Annotated in this window: 13 protein-coding genes; 7 read left to right on the top strand and 6 right to left on the bottom strand. The window is 56.5% G+C overall.

Annotation, left to right across the window (positions count from 1 at the left end; genetic code table 11):
• Positions 1-5: 5 nt before the first annotated feature.
• Genes Q1L85_RS02115 through ccmI form a run of 7 tightly spaced genes read left to right on the top strand, consistent with a single transcriptional unit; the run spans position 6 to position 5,548 of the window.
• Complete coding sequence (locus Q1L85_RS02115; protein ID WP_300425602.1) at positions 6-752, top strand: heme ABC transporter permease; 747 nt, start codon at positions 6-8, stop codon at positions 750-752.
• On the top strand, positions 752-940 hold the full coding sequence (gene ccmD / locus Q1L85_RS02110; protein WP_300425604.1) for a heme exporter protein CcmD: 189 nt from the start codon (positions 752-754) through the stop codon (positions 938-940). Before Q1L85_RS02115 ends, ccmD begins: the two co-directional genes overlap by 1 nt.
• On the top strand, positions 924-1,385 hold the full coding sequence (gene ccmE / locus Q1L85_RS02105; protein WP_300425606.1) for a cytochrome c maturation protein CcmE: 462 nt from the start codon (positions 924-926) through the stop codon (positions 1,383-1,385). The genes ccmD and ccmE overlap by 17 nt, the downstream gene beginning before the upstream one ends.
• Entirely contained in the window at positions 1,385-3,334 is a 1,950-nt protein-coding gene (locus Q1L85_RS02100) for a heme lyase CcmF/NrfE family subunit (protein ID WP_300425607.1), read from the top strand. Before ccmE ends, Q1L85_RS02100 begins: the two co-directional genes overlap by 1 nt.
• On the top strand, positions 3,334-3,855 hold the full coding sequence (locus Q1L85_RS02095; RefSeq protein WP_300425608.1) for a DsbE family thiol:disulfide interchange protein: 522 nt from the start codon (positions 3,334-3,336) through the stop codon (positions 3,853-3,855). The genes Q1L85_RS02100 and Q1L85_RS02095 overlap by 1 nt, the downstream gene beginning before the upstream one ends.
• Positions 3,852-4,319, top strand: a complete 468-nt coding sequence (locus Q1L85_RS02090; protein WP_300425610.1) for a cytochrome c-type biogenesis protein CcmH — start codon at positions 3,852-3,854, stop codon at positions 4,317-4,319. The genes Q1L85_RS02095 and Q1L85_RS02090 overlap by 4 nt, the downstream gene beginning before the upstream one ends.
• Positions 4,319-5,548, top strand: coding sequence for a c-type cytochrome biogenesis protein CcmI (gene ccmI, locus Q1L85_RS02085; RefSeq protein ID WP_300425612.1), 1,230 nt, complete (start codon positions 4,319-4,321; stop codon positions 5,546-5,548). The genes Q1L85_RS02090 and ccmI overlap by 1 nt, the downstream gene beginning before the upstream one ends.
• A gap of 11 nt (positions 5,549-5,559) precedes the next feature.
• On the opposite strand, the gene Q1L85_RS02080 is transcribed toward ccmI, so the two are convergent.
• From Q1L85_RS02080 to Q1L85_RS02055, 6 genes are read right to left on the bottom strand one after another with little or no spacing between them, the layout of a single operon-like run.
• Positions 5,560-6,582 (bottom strand): DUF2804 domain-containing protein, encoded by a 1,023-nt coding sequence (locus Q1L85_RS02080; RefSeq protein ID WP_300425613.1) that lies wholly within the window; start codon positions 6,580-6,582, stop codon positions 5,560-5,562.
• Between the two features lie 25 nt (positions 6,583-6,607).
• Positions 6,608-12,436 (bottom strand): OmpA family protein, encoded by a 5,829-nt coding sequence (locus Q1L85_RS02075; RefSeq protein ID WP_300425615.1) that lies wholly within the window; start codon positions 12,434-12,436, stop codon positions 6,608-6,610.
• A 16-nt stretch (positions 12,437-12,452) separates the two neighbouring features.
• Positions 12,453-13,595, bottom strand: a complete 1,143-nt coding sequence (locus Q1L85_RS02070; RefSeq protein ID WP_300425617.1) for a DUF11 domain-containing protein — start codon at positions 13,593-13,595, stop codon at positions 12,453-12,455.
• Positions 13,596-13,612: 17 nt separating this feature from the next.
• Positions 13,613-14,071, bottom strand: coding sequence for a hypothetical protein (locus Q1L85_RS02065; protein ID WP_300425619.1), 459 nt, complete (start codon positions 14,069-14,071; stop codon positions 13,613-13,615).
• 13 nt (positions 14,072-14,084) lie between these two features.
• The gene (locus Q1L85_RS02060; protein ID WP_300425621.1) at positions 14,085-15,077 is read right to left on the bottom strand and encodes a hypothetical protein; all 993 of its coding nucleotides are present in this window, start codon (positions 15,075-15,077) and stop codon (positions 14,085-14,087) included.
• A 10-nt stretch (positions 15,078-15,087) separates the two neighbouring features.
• The gene (locus tag Q1L85_RS02055) at positions 15,088-19,713 is read right to left on the bottom strand and encodes a hypothetical protein (RefSeq protein ID WP_300432137.1); all 4,626 of its coding nucleotides are present in this window, start codon (positions 19,711-19,713) and stop codon (positions 15,088-15,090) included.
• Between the last annotated feature and the right edge of the window lie 414 nt (positions 19,714-20,127).

Genomic DNA, 20,127 nt, shown 5'->3' with positions numbered 1-20,127 from the left:
TGATTATGTGGCAGTGGCTCAAGCAGCTGTATCACCGGCTTGGTTCGCCCAAGTGGTTTTATGAATTAACTGAACGCTGGATTCCCTGGCTGACACTGGCTGCGGTGGCAACCGGATTGGTGGGTCTGGTGCTGGGGCTGTTGTTTGCGCCGGCAGATTATCAGCAGGGCGACAGTTTCCGCATTATTTATATCCATGTACCGGCGGCTCTGCTGGCACAGAGTGCTTACATCATGATGGCGGTTGCAGGGGCTGTCTATCTGATCTGGCGCATGAAAATGGCCGCCTGGGTGGCCCGTGTGATCGCTCCGATTGGCGCCTCTTTCTGCCTGATCGCGTTGCTGACGGGGGCAATCTGGGGCAAACCTACCTGGGGTACGTGGTGGGTCTGGGATGCCCGTCTCACGTCGATGCTGATGCTGCTGTTTCTGTATTTCGGGGTGATGGCGTTACAGCAGGCGATGGAGTCAGAGGAAGCTGCCTATAAAGCGGGCGCGATTCTGGCGCTGGTCGGCGTGGTGAATATCCCCATCATCAAATATTCGGTGGAGTGGTGGAATACCCTGCATCAGCCAGCCACGCTGAAGCTGACGGAAAAGCCATCCATGCATCCTGACATGCTCTGGCCGCTGCTGATCATGATTGTCAGTACGTATCTGCTGTTCGCACTGCTGGTGATACTGCGTACCCGCAATGAGATTCTGCTGCATGAGCGTAAGCGTGTCTGGGTAAAGAAGATTCTGGAGTCCTGATGGAATTTAATTCGTTTGCCGAATTTCTCGCCATGGGGCGGCATGGACTGTACGTCTGGTTATCGTATGGTCTGACTGCCGCCATCGTGGCCTATAACGTGGCGCAGCCGCTGTTGCGTCGTCGTCGTTTATTGAAAGAGCAGGCACAGCGCCTGCGTCGGGAGAAACGCAATGCACCCTCAGCGTAAAAAACGTCTGCACCTGATTCTGTTTCTGGTGGTCGCCGTGGCCGCAGCCGTAGGCCTGGCGATGTATTCATTGTCGCAGAACATCAATCTCTTTCAGACGCCGACGCAGATCGCCAACGGTGAAGTACCACCGGGGCGTACGATACGCGCAGGAGGACTGGTGGTTGCTGGCAGTGTAGAGCGTGATCAGGAAGGGCTGGGTGTCACTTTCCGGGTAACGGATGGTGCTGCAGAAGTCCCTGTCTATTACGAAGGTATCCTGCCGGATCTGTTCCGCGAAGGGCAGGGGATTGTCGCCCTCGGACAGGTGCGTGCGGATGGCGTGTTTGTCGCCTCTGAAGTGTTAGCGAAACACGATGAAAACTACATGCCTCCTGAGGTTCAGGATGCACTTGAACAGGCTCATCAGGATGGCAAAAAAGCAATGATGGGTGGCGATTACTGATGGGTGATATCGCACTTTTTCTGCCTGAAATTGGTCAGACAGCGTTAATTCTGGCTTTCATCATGGCGGTATTTCAGGTGGTCGTGCCTCTGGTCGGGGTCGGTGCTGGACGTCTCTGGTTGATGGGATATGCGCGCCCGTTTGCGGTGGGGCAGGCGCTGTTTCTGGTGATCAGTCTGGTGATGCTGACTCTGGCATTCCTGCAGGATGACTTTACCGTGGCCTATGTCGCGGCTAACAGCAATTCACTGCTGCCGGTGCCTTACAAAATCAGCGCCGTCTGGGGCGCCCACGAAGGCTCGCTGTTACTCTGGGTCACCATGTTGGGGCTGTGGAGCGTAGCGGTTGCCTTGCTCAGCCGGTCCTTACCGCTTGATATGGTCGCCCGTGTGCTGGCCATCATGGGGATGGTGTCTGTCGGCTTTATCCTCTTTACACTGGAAACCTCCAATCCTTTTGCCCGTACCCTCCCGACACCACCGGTGGACGGTGCTGACCTTAACCCTCTGTTGCAGGATTTTGGTCTGATCGTTCACCCGCCGACGCTCTATATGGGCTATGTGGGTCTTTCGGTCGCCTTTGCCTTTGCTCTGGCGGCTCTGATGAGTGGCCGCCTGGATGCCGCCTGGGCGCGCTGGTCCCGCCCATGGACCACGGCCGCCTGGATTTTCCTGACGGTGGGAATTGCACTGGGAAGCTGGTGGGCTTACTACGAACTTGGCTGGGGCGGCTGGTGGTTCTGGGACCCGGTTGAAAATGCCTCCCTGATGCCATGGCTGGTCGCGACGGCCCTGCTGCACTCTCTGGCCGTGACGGAGAAACGCGGCATGTTCAAGAGCTGGACGGTGCTGCTTGCAATCTTTGCTTTCTCACTCAGCCTGTTGGGGACTTTCCTGGTCCGCTCCGGGGTTCTTACTTCGGTGCACGCGTTCGCGTCGGATCCTGAGCGGGGTGTCTTTATTCTTGCTCTGCTCGGTATCTGTGTCGGAGGCTCGTTGCTGCTGTACGCCTTCAAGGCGCCTACGGTGGCGTCTGTCGGACGCTACGAGTTACTGTCGCGGGAAATGTTTCTGTTGCTGAATAACCTGCTGCTGGTGGTGATGGCACTGGCGGTATTGACGGGCACCCTCTATCCGCTTGTATACGATTTTATGGGGCTGGGCAAATTGTCTGTGGGCGCGGCCTGGTTCAATACCATGTTTGTGCCACTTACCGTGGCCCTGGTGGCGCTGATGGGCGTCGGTGCGGCCACACGCTGGAAGTCCGACAGCGCATCGCGGTTGGTTAAGTTACTGGCGATCGCAGCAGTGGCTGCTGTTGTGTTTGCAGTAGTAGCAACGCTGGTGGGGCACGGCGACCTCAACGGTAAGGTATTGCTCGGACTGAGCATCGCTTTCTGGCTGATTCTGGCGACACTCGCGGATATCTGGAAGAAGTCCCGGGGTGAACTGAGCCGGATTCCGAAACTGGGTATGAGTTACCTGGGAATGGTGCTGGCGCACGTCGGTGTGGCGGTCTCTATTATTGGTGTCACGCTGGTGGCCAACTACAGCATTGATAAATCGGTGCGGATGAGCCCGGGCGAGACAGCCACGCTGGGCCCTTACACCTTTGAGTTTACTCAGGCGGGCACGATCGAAGGTCCTAATTATGTGTCTCAGGCGACCCGCTTCAACGTCACCCGTGACGGTGAGTTTGTGGCCCTGCTGACACCTGAGAAGCGCCGCTACAACGCACGGGGTTCGATCATGACGGAGGCCGCGATTGATGTGTCCCTGTTCCGTGATGTGTATGTGTCGATGGGTGAATCGCTGGACGACGGTGCCTGGGGTATGCGACTGCAGGTGAAACCGTTTATGCGCTGGGTCTGGCTGGGCGCCATCTTTATGGCGCTGGGCGGCCTGCTGGCGACACTCGATAAACGTTATCGCCGCCGGAGTAAAAACTGATGAACCGGATCCTGCTGTTTGTTCCTCTGGTGATTTTTCTTCTTATGGGGCTGGTCTTCTGGATCGGTCTCGGTAAAGAAGATAAGACCAGTCTGCCGTCGCCTCTGATCGGTAAAGCGTTTCCCGAGTTTCAGCTGGGGGTCGTTGAAGATGGCCGGACATTGACCACGGAGGACCTGAAAGGGGCGCCCGTTCTGGTGAATGTCTGGGCGACCTGGTGCCCGACCTGTAAAGCCGAACACGCATTTCTGAATGAGCTGGCGGCCGGCGGTATCCGCATCATCGGAATCAATTACAAAGACGATGTGGCGAAAGCGCAGGACTGGCTGGCCGCGTTCGGTAATCCCTACGTTTACAACCTGTCTGATCCGGACGGTAAGCTGGGTCTGGAGCTGGGTGTTTATGGAGCGCCGGAAACCTTTCTGGTCGACAGTCAGGGCATTATCCGTGACAAGCACATCGGCGATCTTAATCCACAGGTCTGGGCACGTCTGAAGCCCCGCTTTGAGGGCATGAAATGAGATCACTTTTTCTGACTCTGTTGTTTCTTCCGGCGCTTTCGCTGGCGGTGATCGATGGTCATAAATACAGCTTCAGTTCTGAAGAAGACGCCGCGCGTTTCGAGCAACTGGCAGAAGATCTGCGCTGTCCTAAGTGCCAGAACCAGAATCTGGCAGACTCCAACGCGCCTGTGGCTGTTGATCTTCGCGATAAAGTGTACGAACTGATGCAGGAAGGGCAGAGTGACGACGAAATCGTCGGTTACCTGGTTGACCGTTACGGTGATTTTGTCCGCTATCGCCCACCCTTCCGCATCGACACTCTGCTGTTGTGGGGTGGGCCGGTCATTCTGTTGGTTATTGGCCTGCTGATTCTCGCTGCGATACGCCGCCAGCAGGCATCGCAGCCGCAGGAGGGCCTGTCTGAAGCAGACAAAGCCCGCCTCGCAGAACTGAAAGCTCAAATGAAAAAGGATCAGAACTAATGCTGCTGTCGATCATTCTTCTGGTCGTAACTCTGCTACTGGTGTTGTTTTATCCGGCGCTGCGTCAGTCCCGGGCGGAAGCTGCCGAGCAGGATCAGGTTCAGAAAGACGAGAACCTCCGTCTGTATCAGGAGCGCGTCGCGGATCTTGAGGCTATGGAACTGAGCGAGTCGGAAAAAGCACAGATGCAGCTCGAACTGGATCGTGAGCTTCTTGCTGCCGTGGGTGACGATACCCGTTTCGGTGATGGCCCGGCAAAAGGCCCCCGTCTGGTATTCAGCCTGGCATTGCTGGTCGTGACACTGGTGTCGGTTGCGGCTCTGTATATGTTCTGGGGGGCGGGTAACGAGGTGCGTGCAACGCAGTTGCTGGAATACTCAACGTCGGCCGAGCTGACCGCCGAAGAATACAGCGAGTTGGGCCAGCGTCTGGCACAGGCCTCTGAACGACAGCCGGACACCATGGAGTGGGCATTCCTGCAGGGGCGGCTGCTGGAAGCCGAAGGCGACTTTGCCGCGGCTGCGGATGCCTACGACGGCTTGCTGGCACGTCTGTCCCAGGATCAGATTCAGGATCGCGCGGCCATCATGACACTGGCAGTGCAGGCCCGTTTTTTCGCGAATAACCAGCAGCCGGATGAGCAGCTTTATCAACGTCTGCTGGCGGCACTTGAACTGGCACCCCAGCAGCGTAAGCCGCTTGGACTGGCTGGCATTCTGGCCTACGAACTGGGCGATTACCGTAATGCTATAGGTCACTGGCGTAGTCTTTGGGTGCAGTTGCCGGCGGGAATGGAAGCCATGACAATCGAGAACGGTATACGTCGGGCGGCCGAAGTACTGACAGAACAGGGCGAGGCGGTGGATCTCAGCTGGCTGGTTTCGGCCGGCATCCGGGTCAGAGTGGATATTTCTGACGAAGCCAGAGCGGCCGTCCCTGCAGGCGCCACAGTGTTTGTGCTTGCACGTGCACTGGATGGACCGCCGATGCCACTGGCCGTTCAGCGTCTTGTGGTTTCTCAGCTGCCTGCGGATATCCTGCTGGATAACTCAATGGCGATGACGGCAGGGGCTTCTCTCAGCTCAGTCGAACAGGTCACGGTCACTGCGCGGGTGTCCCTGTCGGGTCAGCCAATGGCGCAGAGTGGTGACTGGCAGGTCCAGCAGCACAATGTTCCCACCCGTGGTGCGCCACAACAGCTGCTGACGATCTCAGAACAGATCGACTGAGCGTCCCCGCATTACCAGCGGGCGTAGTGATCTTCCGCCACGCCCCAGAGGCGCTCCAGATGGAGCGTCTCACCTTCAATATCAATTTCTCCGGAATACCGTCCCAGATACTGGCTGAAGTTACTCGCCATGATCAGGGCATTGATCTTATCGCGATAGGCGGTAACCGGATCGAAATGCAGGCGCACTGAATCATCGGCCGAGGTCAGCGCCCAGCCGTGTTTTTCATGGTAGCGGTCAAAACGGAAATGCACCGGGGGCAGGGCGATCTGGCGGTTATCCAGCCACAGGGTGTTCTCGTTATAGCCGGTCTCATTCACGCCTGCCGCAATGTTCAGCCCCAATGAACGCCCATCGCTCAGACGGGAGGAAATACACGCCCAGTTCCAGCTGGTTTCGTGGCGCATGTACCCGCCACTCCAGTCAACGCATGCCAGAGCCCCGAGAGCTTCGAGATCGTACTTTCTGTCCTGCCAGTCGATTCGTCCATGGCAGACCCGGGCACTGGCCTTCTGGGTGTAGGTCCAGCCGGTAAAGCCAGTCCGCGTGCAGAGCGCCAGTGGATCGTATCCGGTACTTTCATCAATCGTTGCCCGTATACGGGTGCCATCGGCGAGAGAGACCCGTAGCTGACGGATTCCCGGACGTGGCGTCGCCCGGATGGTCAGACGGTTACGGCCGTGCCGGAAGGCGGTGACGTCGTCATTGGGCCTCTGGCCGAATACCAGACCTGATGTCAGCGGCCGGGTGAACTTATGCTCTTTCCAGGCGCCGCTCTGGGTATCGTAGAGGTATAGAAACGCGTGGCAGACCCAGCGCAGGCGAACGATCGCCAGTCCGGCGATGATGGCGTCGCTGTGAATGCCGATAAACTGAAACTGATTAAACCGGCGGCCCCGGCGGCCCGGTGGGATGGCCTTTCCCATCGGGGTGCGGAGATCAAAGTCGGTGAAATTTATGTCCTGAACCGGAGCTTCAAGACGGCCATATAGTGGTTGACCGTCGGTTCCGATCAGCTGCGCCAGCGACGACATAGGTACTCCTGTTTCTGCCGGTGTATCAGCGGAAGGCTGCGCGCATTGCTGCGAGAGAATCCTGGTCCGCTTTGAAGCGCAGTTTAAGGTAGACGCCCTGTGCAGTGAAGTTCGCATCAGAGAAATCAGTATCAATAAAGCCACTGAAGTTATAGCCAACACCCACCCAGGTATTGGTGGCAGGAATAAAGCCCACTGATACACCAGCGCCATGCTGAACCTGTCCCGCCTCGTATGCGTGCAGACGACGGCCGTGCGCACCGACGTCCCAGCGTTCGGTCAGATGATGGCGCCACTCAGCGGCCATAAAGTCTGTCGTGGTGGCGTAGTCACTGCCATCGAACTGATCTAACACGCGTTTGACACCGTACTGTCCTGCGAGCTGGTTACTGTGATTGATCAGCCAGTTGGCGTGTACGTTGTTAATGAACTTGCGCGTACGGTCCGGGCTGCCGTTGCCGCCCAGAGCTTCCTGAACCCAGCGGGTCTGCCACAGTAAAGCGACAGGGCTGACGCGCGGACGCAGTGCCAGGTCAAAGCGGGCATCCAGCAGGTTGGAGTAGTAGTCTTCCGAAGACTCGTTAAACCAGTCAATGCTACCTCCGGTCGCCAGCGCCTCATTGAGCGGGTGATAGAGGTTGGTGCGGGCAACCCACTTATCGAGCGAGCTGCCATTGCGGTATTCAACGCGGTTATTCCACTGCCAGAATTCGCTGCGATAAGCCGAGCCGGCATGAACGGCATGGAAGTTTTCGGTGGTACCAGCTTCTTCCGGAGCGCTGTTCTCAAGATCCTGCGTCTGCTCCAGACCCATGCTCAGGCTCCAGTGCTCGTCGAGCATAAAGTCCTGGCTCAGTCCGGACACAGCGAACAGTCGGTAGTTGTCGTCGACTTCAACCTGCTCGATGCTCTGTTCAGCACGGGCGCCTGCCCACGGTGTCGCGCGCACGCCCATCACGGTGCGCATCGGGGCATCGTCGGCGAAGCCGGTTTCGTGTTCGGCAAACAGGCTGTAGTGCTGAGTCAGGCGATAGTCCGCACCCAGCAACAGGCGGTCGTACGAGTCAGAGCGCTGACTGATATTAGTGAGCAGCTGGCTGCTCAGAGTCAGACGGTTGTTGAGCATACGCTGGCTGTAACCCAGGCTGAGCTGATCGGTATACAGTACGTCGTCTGTGCTTTCCTGCTGCGCCGAAATAAAGCCGAGCGATACCTGCTGATCTTCATTAATCCGGTGAATCCAGTCAGCCTGCCCCTGGTAGCTGTCGAAGCCGGTGGTCAGCCCGTAATGGTGGAAGGTCAGCATCTGAATGCGGTTACGGTCATTCAGGTACCAGTTACCCTCCAGGCCTTCTTTACGGTAATCGTTTTCTGCGGCATTGGTCTGATCCAGCCCGAAACCATCTTCCTGTTCGCGGATATAGGCTTTGGCGTCGAAATTTTCGTCGCGATGAGAAACTTCAACCAGGTGTGCAGCAGCGGTCTCAGCATTGCCGGAAATGACTTCCTCAGACTCGGCAACCTCAGCGCGGATCTCGGTCTTGCCGAGCGTGACTCTCGCATCGACCGCCCGCAGGTGGCGGTCATCACCCGACTGGTTCTGCGTAATGGTGCTGACGCCTGCTTTGACGGTATCGTCCAGGAGCTTGACGCCCGCACGGCCACCGGCGATGTAGCCCAGCGATTCACCAGACTCCACTTCGTATTCGACGACAATATACTGCGGGTTGAATGCGTCATCGGTGCTCGACACTGGCCCCTTGAAGTACAGGGTGCCATCCGAATAATCAATGACGTAATCAGTGTCACGGGTGAGCAGGGTGGTTGAGAGAACAACCTCACTGCGGTAGCGGTCACGGACTTCAAGGCGGACATTTTCGCTGTTCAGAACCAGCTGCTGATGCTGCAGGCGATAGAGACCAGAGGTGCCGTCGCCCTGAATTTCTTCACGCATAAAGCCCTGGTCAGTCTGGCTGATAAAGCCACTGAACTCGACGAGGTCGCCCTGATAAACGGTCTGAATACCTGTCAGCTTGCGGTTGTAGCGAGCCAGATCGGTCACAGTCAGATCGGTATTGATATCACCAAAGACGGTATAAAAACGCTCTTTTTCAACACGCACGTAGAGCTTACGGGCGGAGCTGGCGTCCAGCTGTTGCTGACTGGCGTCGCCATAGAGTGTGTAGTATCTGTCGGGCTCAATCAGGCGTGCAAAAGGCTCGGCGTCTTCTTTGCCTGAGTCGTAAGCGGCAGTGACCAGCCACTCACCCAGAACCTGCCCCTGAGCGAAGAACGCCAGACGACCATCGTGATAAATGTTGTCGTCGACACCTGCTGCTTTCATTGAAGCACGATCTCCACCTCCGGCGTTGTAGCCGACGGACATATCACCCAGTGCCACAAGGATCCAGTCGCGCTCTTTCGGTTTCAGCCAGGCACGGATTTCATCTTTCTGGCCGTTGGCGTGGTTAAAACGCAACACCACTTCGCCGGATCGGAACGTCGGCTCAAGGCGGATCAGGGCGACACCGTCATTACCGACCTGATAGTGCGGTTTCTGCATGTCAGCAAGAGGATTAACTTCCTGCTCACGCTGCTCTGACCAGAGACGGTAGGGCTCAAGAATTTCTACCTGACCCTGAACGTTTGCCCGAATCGGGAAACCGTCTTTATCCGTCAGGCGCACAGCAATCAGTGGGCTGTTGATACCGTCGGCCAGCAGAGTGCTCTGAGTTTCAACAAATTCTGCATGCGCCGGTGCTTCAGAGAAATGGACGACCTTATCCATCTGACTGACGACGTTGCCGCGGGTATCGAGGACGGTCACACGGAAGCGGTTCGGGCCGGATTCCAGGTCTACACCGCGCCATTGCGATACCACGAGATCACGGGTTTTACTGCTGATATCACCATCGTAGTTAAGCGCATTCACCGGCTTACCGTTCAGTGACAGGGTGACACGCTGGCCCTTCGTGTGTGAAATCGCGACTTTGGTTGAGCTGATTGACGGGCTGCGGTCGAGCGGTGGCCACAACCACTGTGCTTCTTCCGGTGCTGTTTCAAACCAGCGCTCGTCGTACTCAGGCATGATCATTTCGGACGGCAGGCGTGCCGGGTTCCCCGCCGCCGTGGCGGTGAGACCGGTCAGGCCCGGGATAAGAGACTGCACGCGCGCCATACGGACATCGCTGCCTGCGCTCTCCAGGTTGATTGCGGCATCGGCGTTAAGAACACGGACTTCAACCCGACGGTTCTGCGCCCGGCCCTCGGCCGTGCGGTTAGTGGCTACCGGCTCGCTGAAGCCACGGCCCGACGACAGGATCTGGTCCTGGTTCACGCCCAGTTGTTCGGCAAGGTATTGCGCCACCGAACGAGCCCGGGCTTCTGAAAGCACCTGGTTATCTGCAAAGATATGCTGCACGCGGGAGGAAATCCGGGAGCTGTCCGTATGGCCGACCACTTCCAGTTTCAGGTTGGCCAGCCCGTTCAGTGAACGGATAACGCCTGCCAGGTTCTGACGGTCTTCGTCGGTCAGAACGTCTGAGAAGTTAGCAAACTTAGGCGGAATCACAGGTTTGACGTTTTCTTCGCGAGGGGGCAGCGCGAGATCCACCGCGGTGGTGACCGGCTGAATCTGCTGAGGTGCCTGTGCATCGGCCTGGAAACGGGTGATTGCCCGGGTCGTCAGCGTGCCCATCGGCGTCCGGTCGCTGATGTAGGCGTTAAAGCTGATATCCGATGCCCACGCCGCAGGCTTATCTTTCAGGCGGTAGATCAGTGTGCCGTAGCTGACTTCAGGATCAGCGGCCGGTTTGCCATTAATCTGAGTTGAACCCTGTTCGTAAACAAACCCTTCAGGCAGAGCGACCATGCCGGTGACATTCTGCAGGGGAATGCCTTTACCGGTCATCGTGTAGGTGTAATGAACTTTCTGAGTGACCGGTGAACCATAGGGCAGCGTAACGCTTTCATCTGCTGAGAATTCACGCAGTTCGTGGGTCAGCTGATGACGGATTTCCCCGGTTTCCGGCTCGCGCATCTTCAGGAAGAAATCAACGCGCCACCAGGAGCCGGCCTGAACGTCGACAAACTGGCTGTAGTTCCGGCCGGCATGAAAACCACGCTTCGGACATTCCATCAGCTCCATGTAAGGAGGAATGGTCGCTTTATCCAGCTGAACGACGTGAGCGCCCGGGCGGACACCTTCAATATGCCACTCGCCAGCATTATCGGAGACGACATAGGTGCCGTCTTCCATAAACAGGCGGATACCCGGGACGCCGTCGACAGAGGCCTGGTTGCCTTCACAGTCGTCCAGGTAAATCCGCCCGAAGAGGCGGGCTGTGTCTTTGAAGAATTCGTCGCGGATAATCACCCGGGAAGAGGCTTCGTTTGAAATCACGACATCGTCGTTAAGAGAAACCCGGTTAATGACTTCGCCTTTGGCCAGCACGCTGACCTGAGTCACGTAGGTCAGGGTCAGGCGCTCGAAGGGCGCGATCTCCGCCAGTTGCAGGGTCAGCTGACGGCCATCTTCGCTGACCGTCAGGTCAACGTCGGTACCATTGAGCCGTGCGGAGCCTTCAGCATAACGCAGGCCGGCAGGCAGCTGGTCAACGATGGTTACATCAGTACCACGGACTTCGTTGTTGGTCAGCGTCACCGTAAAGCGGATGTGATCACCGATGGCCGCTTCGGTTTTACCTGCCTGCTTACTCAGCAGAACAGAATTATCGAGCGGGTCGGCACCGATGTCGGTCAGGAATACCCGGTTGCTGACGGTAAAGTTTTCACCGCGGGCAATACCGCTTACATTCCAGGGGCCATTGGCTGTCTGGCGCAGTTCATCGTCACTCAGATCGGAAGGAATACGGAAAGTGTCCGGCGCCGAAATCGCCAGGTAGTACTCACCGTCTTCGATCACAGGGAAGCGGAAGCTGCCGACAGGGAAGTCGGGGGTGACTGCACTGGCGGTGATTCCCGCTGCCGGACCGCTGACGACGGTCACTGGGTAAGGGGTCACGCCGTCATCATCAAAGACTTTGTCCGTCGCTGGCAGACCGGTGGCCGCGTCCATCAGGGTGATGCTGACGCCATTCACCGGAGTACCGTCGGCCGAACTGAAAATACGGCTTAGCGGATCAAAGCGGGTAACTGCTGTTGTGCTGTCTGACGCATCGTCTACGTCGGTGTAGCTGACGGACAGCTCGGAGCCTGTTTTAACCGACAGGACACCGTCGTTATTCGCGGTACCCTGATTGACATCGCGGGTAGGAAGAACCCCGGCGAAGACACCGGTGTTGTCGCCTGTCTCGTACAGACGCAGGGTTTCAGAATCACTGCCATCCTGATTGCGTACAGTGACGATAATGGTATCTATCGCACCCGGGTTGAGATTTTCGTCGCTGTCGGTCACGACGACAAGGACCGGCTCACCCGCCTTGAAACCATACTCGTCCGGACTGCCACCCACAGTAACCGGGTAGCTGTAACTGTTGCCTTTATCATCATCAAATCCGGTACCGGTGATGAAGTTACCGCTGCTGTCAGTGCGATCAGTACCGTTGAGGTTGAACACGGTACCTGCAGGGTCGAGGTGATACAGGCGGATATCAGAAGGCGTCGGTGCTACACCAGCCCGACTCACTTCCTGAGTTGTCAAAGAGGCGGAAGCCGAACGTGTCCGGCTGCCGTTCTCGTTGGTGTATGAAGCTGTCACTGTATTGGTAATAACTGTGCCTGCAGGCGTCGTCGCGGCACTGGCCAGCGACGAAACCCCAGACAGCACGGCACTCAGCAGCACGGGGAATATCCCGCGCCGGCCGGCTTCAGTTATTGAGCGAAACAGCTTCATACGCTTCCGTCTGGCCTCAGTTGATGGTCACACGGAAGGTGATGACGTTGGTTTCGTCATCGCCGTCTGCCGGGCCGCCCTCAACGGTGCCCAGGTTCACGGTAACAGTGCGGCTGTCGGAATCGTAGGAAGCAATACTCGCGTCTACGGTCACCGGCTCGGTTGCACCATCCATCGCAACTTTGATGCCTTCAGCATCAATGAAGGTGGTATTGGCTGGCAGCTCGTCAGTGATCACGACGTTGGTCGCGTCTGCAGTACCCGTGTTAATCAGAGTGATGGTGTACTCAACAACCGCGCCAGGAATAGCTTTCGGGTTCTCAGTGCCGTTGATTGGATCACTGATGACCACTGAGCTTTTGGTCAGGTTACTGTTGATGCCATCGCCTTCCAGGTTCGGGAATACCAATACCAGCGCGTCCCGCAGGATTTCACTGTTGTCGGAATCCGTATCTGCGAATACGACTTCGATGGTCGTTGCACCGTTAGGGTTGGCCGCATCGTCGGTAGAGCCGTTGGATGGGTCGTTATCACCCGTGTCGAGGCTGTAGGTGGTGTCGTTAACCGTGGACTCAAGTCCGTTAACAACCACACTGGAGAGCAGCGCATCGCCATCAACGCCTGTCAGGTCGCCTTTAGGCACAGTGACAAAGACAGTCACAGTGTCATCCGCTGCGATTTCACCGGTGCTTCCGGTCAGCAGGGTATCTTCTGCATCGAGTACACCCTGAGTACCCGCAAGCGGGTTATCCAGGTAGTAGCTGTAGGCAGCACCACTGTCGATAGTATCTGTATAGGTAGTGCCATTGATGTCCAGTGTCGTACCGGTTTCATCTTCTGCACGCACGACGAACGCAGTGGGTGCGTTACCGTCGTTGGTGATCTGAACTGCCGCAACCACGACGTTGTCTGCTTCCAGCGAGGTTTCGTTAGGTTCGGTTGTGTTCAGCCGGGTCAGGGCGAAGTCGACTTTAATATCGACATTAAACACGTCCTGAGCAGTGACTTCAGTCTGGTCTACACCGTTAATCTGATAGTTCAGTGTTGCGGTGTTGGTGATCTCAGAGCCCGCTGCGGTGCCTGCCGCCTGAACTGCCGCTGGCAGGGTGGCCATTGCAGCTAACAGCAGGGGACTGATCATTTTCATCTGTCTGTTCATTCTATACCTCCGCCGGGTCAGTCAACCCGGACCTGAAACTCAACGTATCCCTGGCTTTCCGGTGCCACAGGGGCTGGAATTACCCAACGGATACCTTCAATGTCCTTAGCCCGGGCTGGGCGAACCTCACCATCTTCCGTCACATTGAGATCCTGAATACGGCCGTAGGTCTTGCCGTCGACTGTATAGGTGATCTCAGTACCGGCGCCGTTTGCACTGTTCATGATGTAAACGGTGCTTTCCGGTACCGGATTGTTGATGGTGACGCCACTGACCGCTTCATTCCCGGTATTGACGTATGTAACCCGGTAACCAATCTTGTCACCCGGTGCAATTGTCTCTGCGGTCTGCCATTCCTCGGCGATGCTGCCATCGTCCTGCTTCACTGCGACGATGCGGTATGAAGCGGACTCCAGGCTGACACCTGCGAGAGCCGCGAAAGGAAAAAGCAGTAATAAAGTGGTCAGTAAACGCATAGGTATCTCCTGATCAGCGGATTTCAGCCTTCAGCTGAATAACGATATCGGTACCGGTGGCAACAGAGCCAAGGTTGACGGACACGTCAGCGCCAGTAACAGAGGTAATGTCGCCATCTGCTGCGTCGGTCTGAGTTGCACCATCGACGGTGACTGAGTCAGCAACGTACTGCATCTGAGATGGGATGGAGTCAGTGATCACCAGGTTTTCAACGTCACCACCAACCACTTCAACGGCGATCTGGTAGGTCACTACCGTGCCAGGGATATCGGTTGTGCCGCCGAACGGGTCAACACGGCTGGCCACAGTTTTTTCGATGTTTACAGTGGCTTCTGTTGGTGGCTCGCCAATGGTGAAGGTGGCAGAGGCACTGTCAGTCACGTTGTTGCCAACGACAGCATCAGATACGCCGGTACCTTCGCCTGCCAGCAGGTCACCCGGAGTACCGGTGGCTGCGCCTGGGGTGTTGGATGTTGCTGCCAGTTGGATATCGGCGGTATCACCCACGTTTCCGGCAGCAGGAATATCAACGACAACGAACACAGTCGCGTCTGGGTTAGATGCGTTTGCATCCAGGTTGATGGTAGAGCCGGCAGTCAGCAGCTGGTCGCCTGCATCCAGTTCACCGTCACCGTTGGTGTCGATATAGACCTGAATATTTTCAGCGTCGATTTCGTCACCCGCGAGGTTGGTTGCGTCCAGGTTAAAGGCTTCGCTACCGTTACCTGTGTTTGTCACAGTGAACGTCAGCACCTGCTGAGTATCACCGGCTTCAGTAACAACCGGAGTGGTGTTTTCTGCAGTGACGTTAACGCTGATCAGTTCCAGAACGGTCAGGTCTGCAGAGTCACTGGAAGTGACGCCTGTTGTTCCTGTGGCCGGATCATCAAAGGTTGCCGTTGCCGTGTTAGAGATAATGGTGCCTGCCGGAGTACCCACAGCCCAGGTTGCGGAAGAAGCAACCAGGCCTGCGGCGAGCAGAGCGGCTTTTGAAAGGGTCTTCATAGGGCTCTCCTTATTGGACCTTTACTTGATATTTAAGGGTGAAACTGGGACTACCTTCGTCGCTCTCTCCGGGCATAGCGCCCTTGGGAGAAATCTTCAGGTCGGTAATCTGGGGGTCGAAGCCTTCGGCATCAGGCTGAGGCTGGTAGCCAAAGCTCTGTGCGTTGTCGGCCGAAAAATCGATGTCGTCAGTGGCGGGCTCAGACGCTGACCAGCTGAGCGTCAGTGACGAAGCAGGGCTTCCATCTGTGAGCGTCACAGGGCTGCCAGAGAGATCTCCAGTCAGCAGGACAGTGTTATCAGCCAGGTGGTCGACAATGACTATGCTATCGGTGTCGCTGGTGCCTTCGCCTGTGTTTGTCACTGTCAGTTCATACTCGACAATGGCGCCAGGAATCGCTTTCGGATTCTGTGTGCCATTGAGAGGGTCACTGATGACCCGCATGGTTTTCGTCATACTGAGCTGCGCCGGGAGTACCACCGGAACGGTAAGCAGGCGCTCGTGGAAGACCTTGTTTTCGAATCCTTCATCAGCGCGCACCCGGAAACGCCAGTCACCCGTGGCTGCGTCGGCAGGCAGCGTGAATGGGTATTCCGCAGTAATGCCTGCGGTGGTGGTATTCACGGCTGACATGACCGCGTTGCTGACCGGGTTATTGCCCTGGCTGTCTGATACGTTCAGTTGCGTGCGGCGGATGTCATAGGCACCAAAGGGGTCTGTCACTTCGGCACGGACAAACACGGCTTGCCCCGGGTTCAGACCGGTGATGCTGTTGCCATCCGGGTAAGCGGCATCGAACAAAACAACAGAGGCAACGTTAATCACTGTGTTTGAGGTGAGGGCGACGAGAGACGTTACGCCGTTGTCTGAGCTGTAAACACGCATATTGTTGTATTGCGGGAACTGCGACGAACCGTTCAGGCGGGTCTGACTGATGCTGAGGCGCAGTACGTCACCCGCCAGCAGGGTGGCTGCATTGGCAATACTGAGGTCAAACTGGAAGGTCCGGACTTTGTCAGCGACGTTATTGTTACCCGCGGCTAAGAGCCCGACCTGACGTGAGGCTGAAGCAATCGTCGTTGCTGTACCATTGCGTACCCGAGAGAGCGTGACGGTTACGTTGTGCTGATATTCATTGTTCATCCCCTGACCTGAAGACACGTTGTTCAGCAGTCGCAGAGTCACCGGAATGGCGTTGCTGTAATCGAGGGAGACGTCGGTCGCCAGAGCTGGAGACAGTCCCCAGTTCAGGGTCGTGTTGTTATTTACCGTACGATAGTTGCCGCCCGTGTCAGCGATACGGTTCAGTGTGGCGTCAGACTGAAGATACAGAGGCTTATTTCCGCTGTTATCCAGTGCACTGTTAATCGTCACTGTCGGCGAGGTCACTGTGTAATTGACGGCGGGATTACCCACCACAGCTGAGTTGGTAATACTGTTGCCGTTCTGAGCGCCCGAGGAAATCACAGCGTCAATAATAACGGTCGCCGTCGCGCCCGCATTGATACGGATATTATCGATGACAACCGTCCCCGTTCCGTTGTCTCCGGCAGGGGCAGTGACACTGTTATCGGTGCTGCCAGCAGGGCGGCTGTAGACACTGAACGATGAAATCAGCGCAGGCATGTGGTCGGTCAGACGGATGTCTGTCGCGTTGAAATTACTGGTATTACGCAGGTTCAGGGTATAACGCAGCGTATCGCCCGGCTGCACCTGGCCGCCGTTCAGGTCGGTCACAGTCTTAGTAGAGGTTGCCAGATTGGCATCCTGCAGCTGAACCGTCAGATCATCCCGGTTGTCGGCAAGGTTGTTATCGAAATAGACGCCGTCGAGTACCGCTTCGCCGGAAATCGCCGACTGAGTTGTGCTGTCTGTGTTCAGTGTCACGGACAAGGGGGATGCGGAGGCACCGTTAGTAATGGTCGCGGCATAAGTACAGATAAGCTGAGACGCCGACGGGGTACAGGTCCAGCCTGTACCGCTGTATCCAACCAGGGTCACACCGTCATTGAGGGGCAGGGTGATGGTGGTGCCCTCTGGCGCCGTCAGCGGGCCTTTATTCTGTGCAGTAAAGGTGTATGTCAGATCGGCACCACGACTGACGCGCGCAGGCGCACTGGTTTGCAGCACCAGGTCTGCAACCGGTTCGTTAGGGATGCTGATGACCTCAGCCGTCAGGAACACAAGATCCTGGCCCGATGAATAGGTCGTGGTGACTGACGTATTGCCGGGGGTCAGATACTGGCCAACATTAAAATCATCAATATCCACACCGGGTGTGGTGCCGCCCACGGTGTTGGAGTATGAGTTGAACTGATTGTTCGTCGGGTTGTTCGGTCCGGTGAGGCTGTTGCCTTCAAACACCAGTGCTTCAGAAAAGTTATTGAAGCTCTGGGAGTTCTGCTGATCACCTTCCCAGGTAATGTGCGCGTGTTTGGCACCGAGGCTGGCTGCGTTCTGCGCAACAATAAAGTTGTCCGGGCTCAGCGTGATCGACGCGCCACGGAACGCCCGGAAACCATCGTACAGGTTAACGACGCGCAGGGGTTCTGAGGCGTTTTCATAGACAACCAGCAACGACCAACCCGCGTAAGCTGACTGAACTGTGCAGTAAGTGTCCTGTGTCCGGGCAAAACTGACGCCAGATACGGTGTAGGTTCCACTGCCTGTGACACGGCTGGTCACATCGGCGCGCGCACTGTAGTAGACGAGGTTGTCGTAGGTTTCGTTATAGGTATAACCCGCCGTGACCGTCGCACCGTTAAAGGTTACTGTGTTGTCGGTATTCCCGGATCCCGACCAGTACAGATACGCTGCTTTAATGGTGCTGCCACCCGGCAGGGTAATACTGTCTGATGAAGAGTTGGCAGGTGTCCCACAGCCATTTTCGCCGGTCCGGAAGCTTCCCCCCAGCAGTTCATAGTTCAGGTTGCCGGCGAGACTGGCGCGCAACAGAATCTCACCATTGGACTGGTTCTGAGACGCCACTGTGATCGATGGTGAGCTGATGTTGTAAGTCGCAGAACCGCTGGTGATCTGTGCCGTGTTCACCAGTGAGTAGCCTTGCGGCGCATTCGCGGCAAGCACTGCGTCAATGACCAGTTCTTCGCTGCCGCCACCGGCGATGCTCAGATTGTTAATGACAACCGTACCGGTACCGTTGCTGCCATTGGGTGCCGGCAGGCTAGCGTCTGTGCTGCCCGCAGGCCGTCTGACGACTTCGAAACTGCTGATGTACTGGGGCATCTGATCAGTCAGACGCACGTTCTCAGCGTTAAACCCGCTGTTATTGACCAGATCCAGAGTGAACCGCAGGGTGTCGCCGGGGTACAGCAGGCCACCATTAAGGTCCGTCACACTTTTCACTGAGGCCGAGAAGTCAGCATCTGCAATCGGCACTGTCACAGAATCTGAGTTGTCGCCTGTATTGTTATCGAAGTTCACGCCTGTCACTGTTGCGGTCGTAACGGCATTGTTTTCGGTACTGCCCTCGGTGGACAGGATGACTGACAGTGGCGAAGCCGTGGCATTCCGTCTCAGAGTCGCCGAATGTGTACAGGTCAGCTCGCTGGCTGAGGTGCTGCATTGCCAGTCGGTACCAGAGGCACTGACAAAACTCGTCTGGCTTCCGAATGGCAGGCGGACGACGGATCCGGCAGGTTCGTCACTGGGGCCCTGGTTGAGAACACTGATGCTGTATGTGATCTCGGAACCGCGTGACACTGTGGTCTCATAAGTGCTGATGTCGACCGCCAGATCGCTGACGGCTTCATTGGGAATACTGATGATTTCAGCCGACAGGTACACCCGGTCCTGGCCGGAAGAATAGGTCGTGGTGACGCTGTTCTGGCCCGCTGTCAGCAGGTTGCCGATATCATAGACATCGAGGTCTACCCCCGAGGTGCCTGACGATACGGCGTTTGAGTATGAGTTAAACTGGTTGCCGGACGGGTTACCACTTCCTGTCAGGCTGGCGCCGTTAAATGTCAGTGCTTCACTGACGTTGTTACGGCTCTGGGAATTGCCTTCGTCGCCTTCCCAGGTGATGTGCGCGTGCTTGCCGCCTTTCGCCCCGGGATTACTGGCAACGATAAAATTCTGTGGTGTCAGAGTGATGGAGCTGCCCCAGTAGTCTCTGAAACCATCGAACAGGTTAATGACGCGCAGAGGCTCCGCCGCATTCTCATATACCGCCACAATGGCCCAGCCACCGTAGGCTGCTTCGCCACCGCAATAGTTCTGAGAAGTATCGAACGTCAGGTTTCCTACGCGGTAACTCGCCGTGCTGGCGGAAATACGTGAGGTAATATCTGCGCGGTTACTGTAGTACGGGCGGTTTTCGACGCTCAGTGTGTAGCTGACACCGGCATTGACCTGAGCACCGTTAAGAGTGACTGAGTTATCTGGCTGACCTGAGCCCGACCAGTAGAGGTAGGCGGCTTTAAGAGTTGATCCCGCAGGCAGTGACAGCACGGCTGCCGAGTCACTCAGTGCGGTACAGCCATCTGCTCCGCTGCGCATGGTGTTGCCGGTCAGTGCGAACGACATGTTGCCGGCATAGCTGCGGTACAGGGCGATTTCCTGAGCATGGGCAGGAACAACAGACAGCAGCAGGCCCGAGAGAGCTGCTCCCACTAAAGTCAGTTTTCTGATCGTCCTGCGCGCTCTTTGCAGTTCTGCTCCTGAGCGCTTAAACCAATTGTTCAAACAGCCAGCTCACCCAAATGACAACGCGCCCTCATCGGTTGAGGGTCACTTTATGACGCCCGATGTTACGGTGCGTAAGGTAGCCCGTCAATTAAGTGATTATTTGTTAAATTTATATTTTTCATGCCGATTCAGTAAGTTACAGAAATAAGATGGTATTAGTTGTGGAAAATGACGGAATCAGGGCGTGAGGGGAAAATTGTTCTTCTGGCTGATCTAATCTTATATACAGAATGGTATTTGTGTCACAAAACCCGAAGATTAAGGATAATTCCGGCCAATTATGTAAGAAAAGTGTAAGCATGGCCGGATATGACGGAACTTTTGGATTCCGGCCATAAA

This window comes from uncultured Thalassolituus sp. (assembly GCF_950066645.1).
GTDB lineage: Bacteria > Pseudomonadota > Gammaproteobacteria > Pseudomonadales > Oceanobacteraceae > Thalassolituus.
The sequence above is the reverse complement of the archived record's forward strand: the minus strand, read 5'-3'. Positions and strand labels throughout refer to the sequence as shown.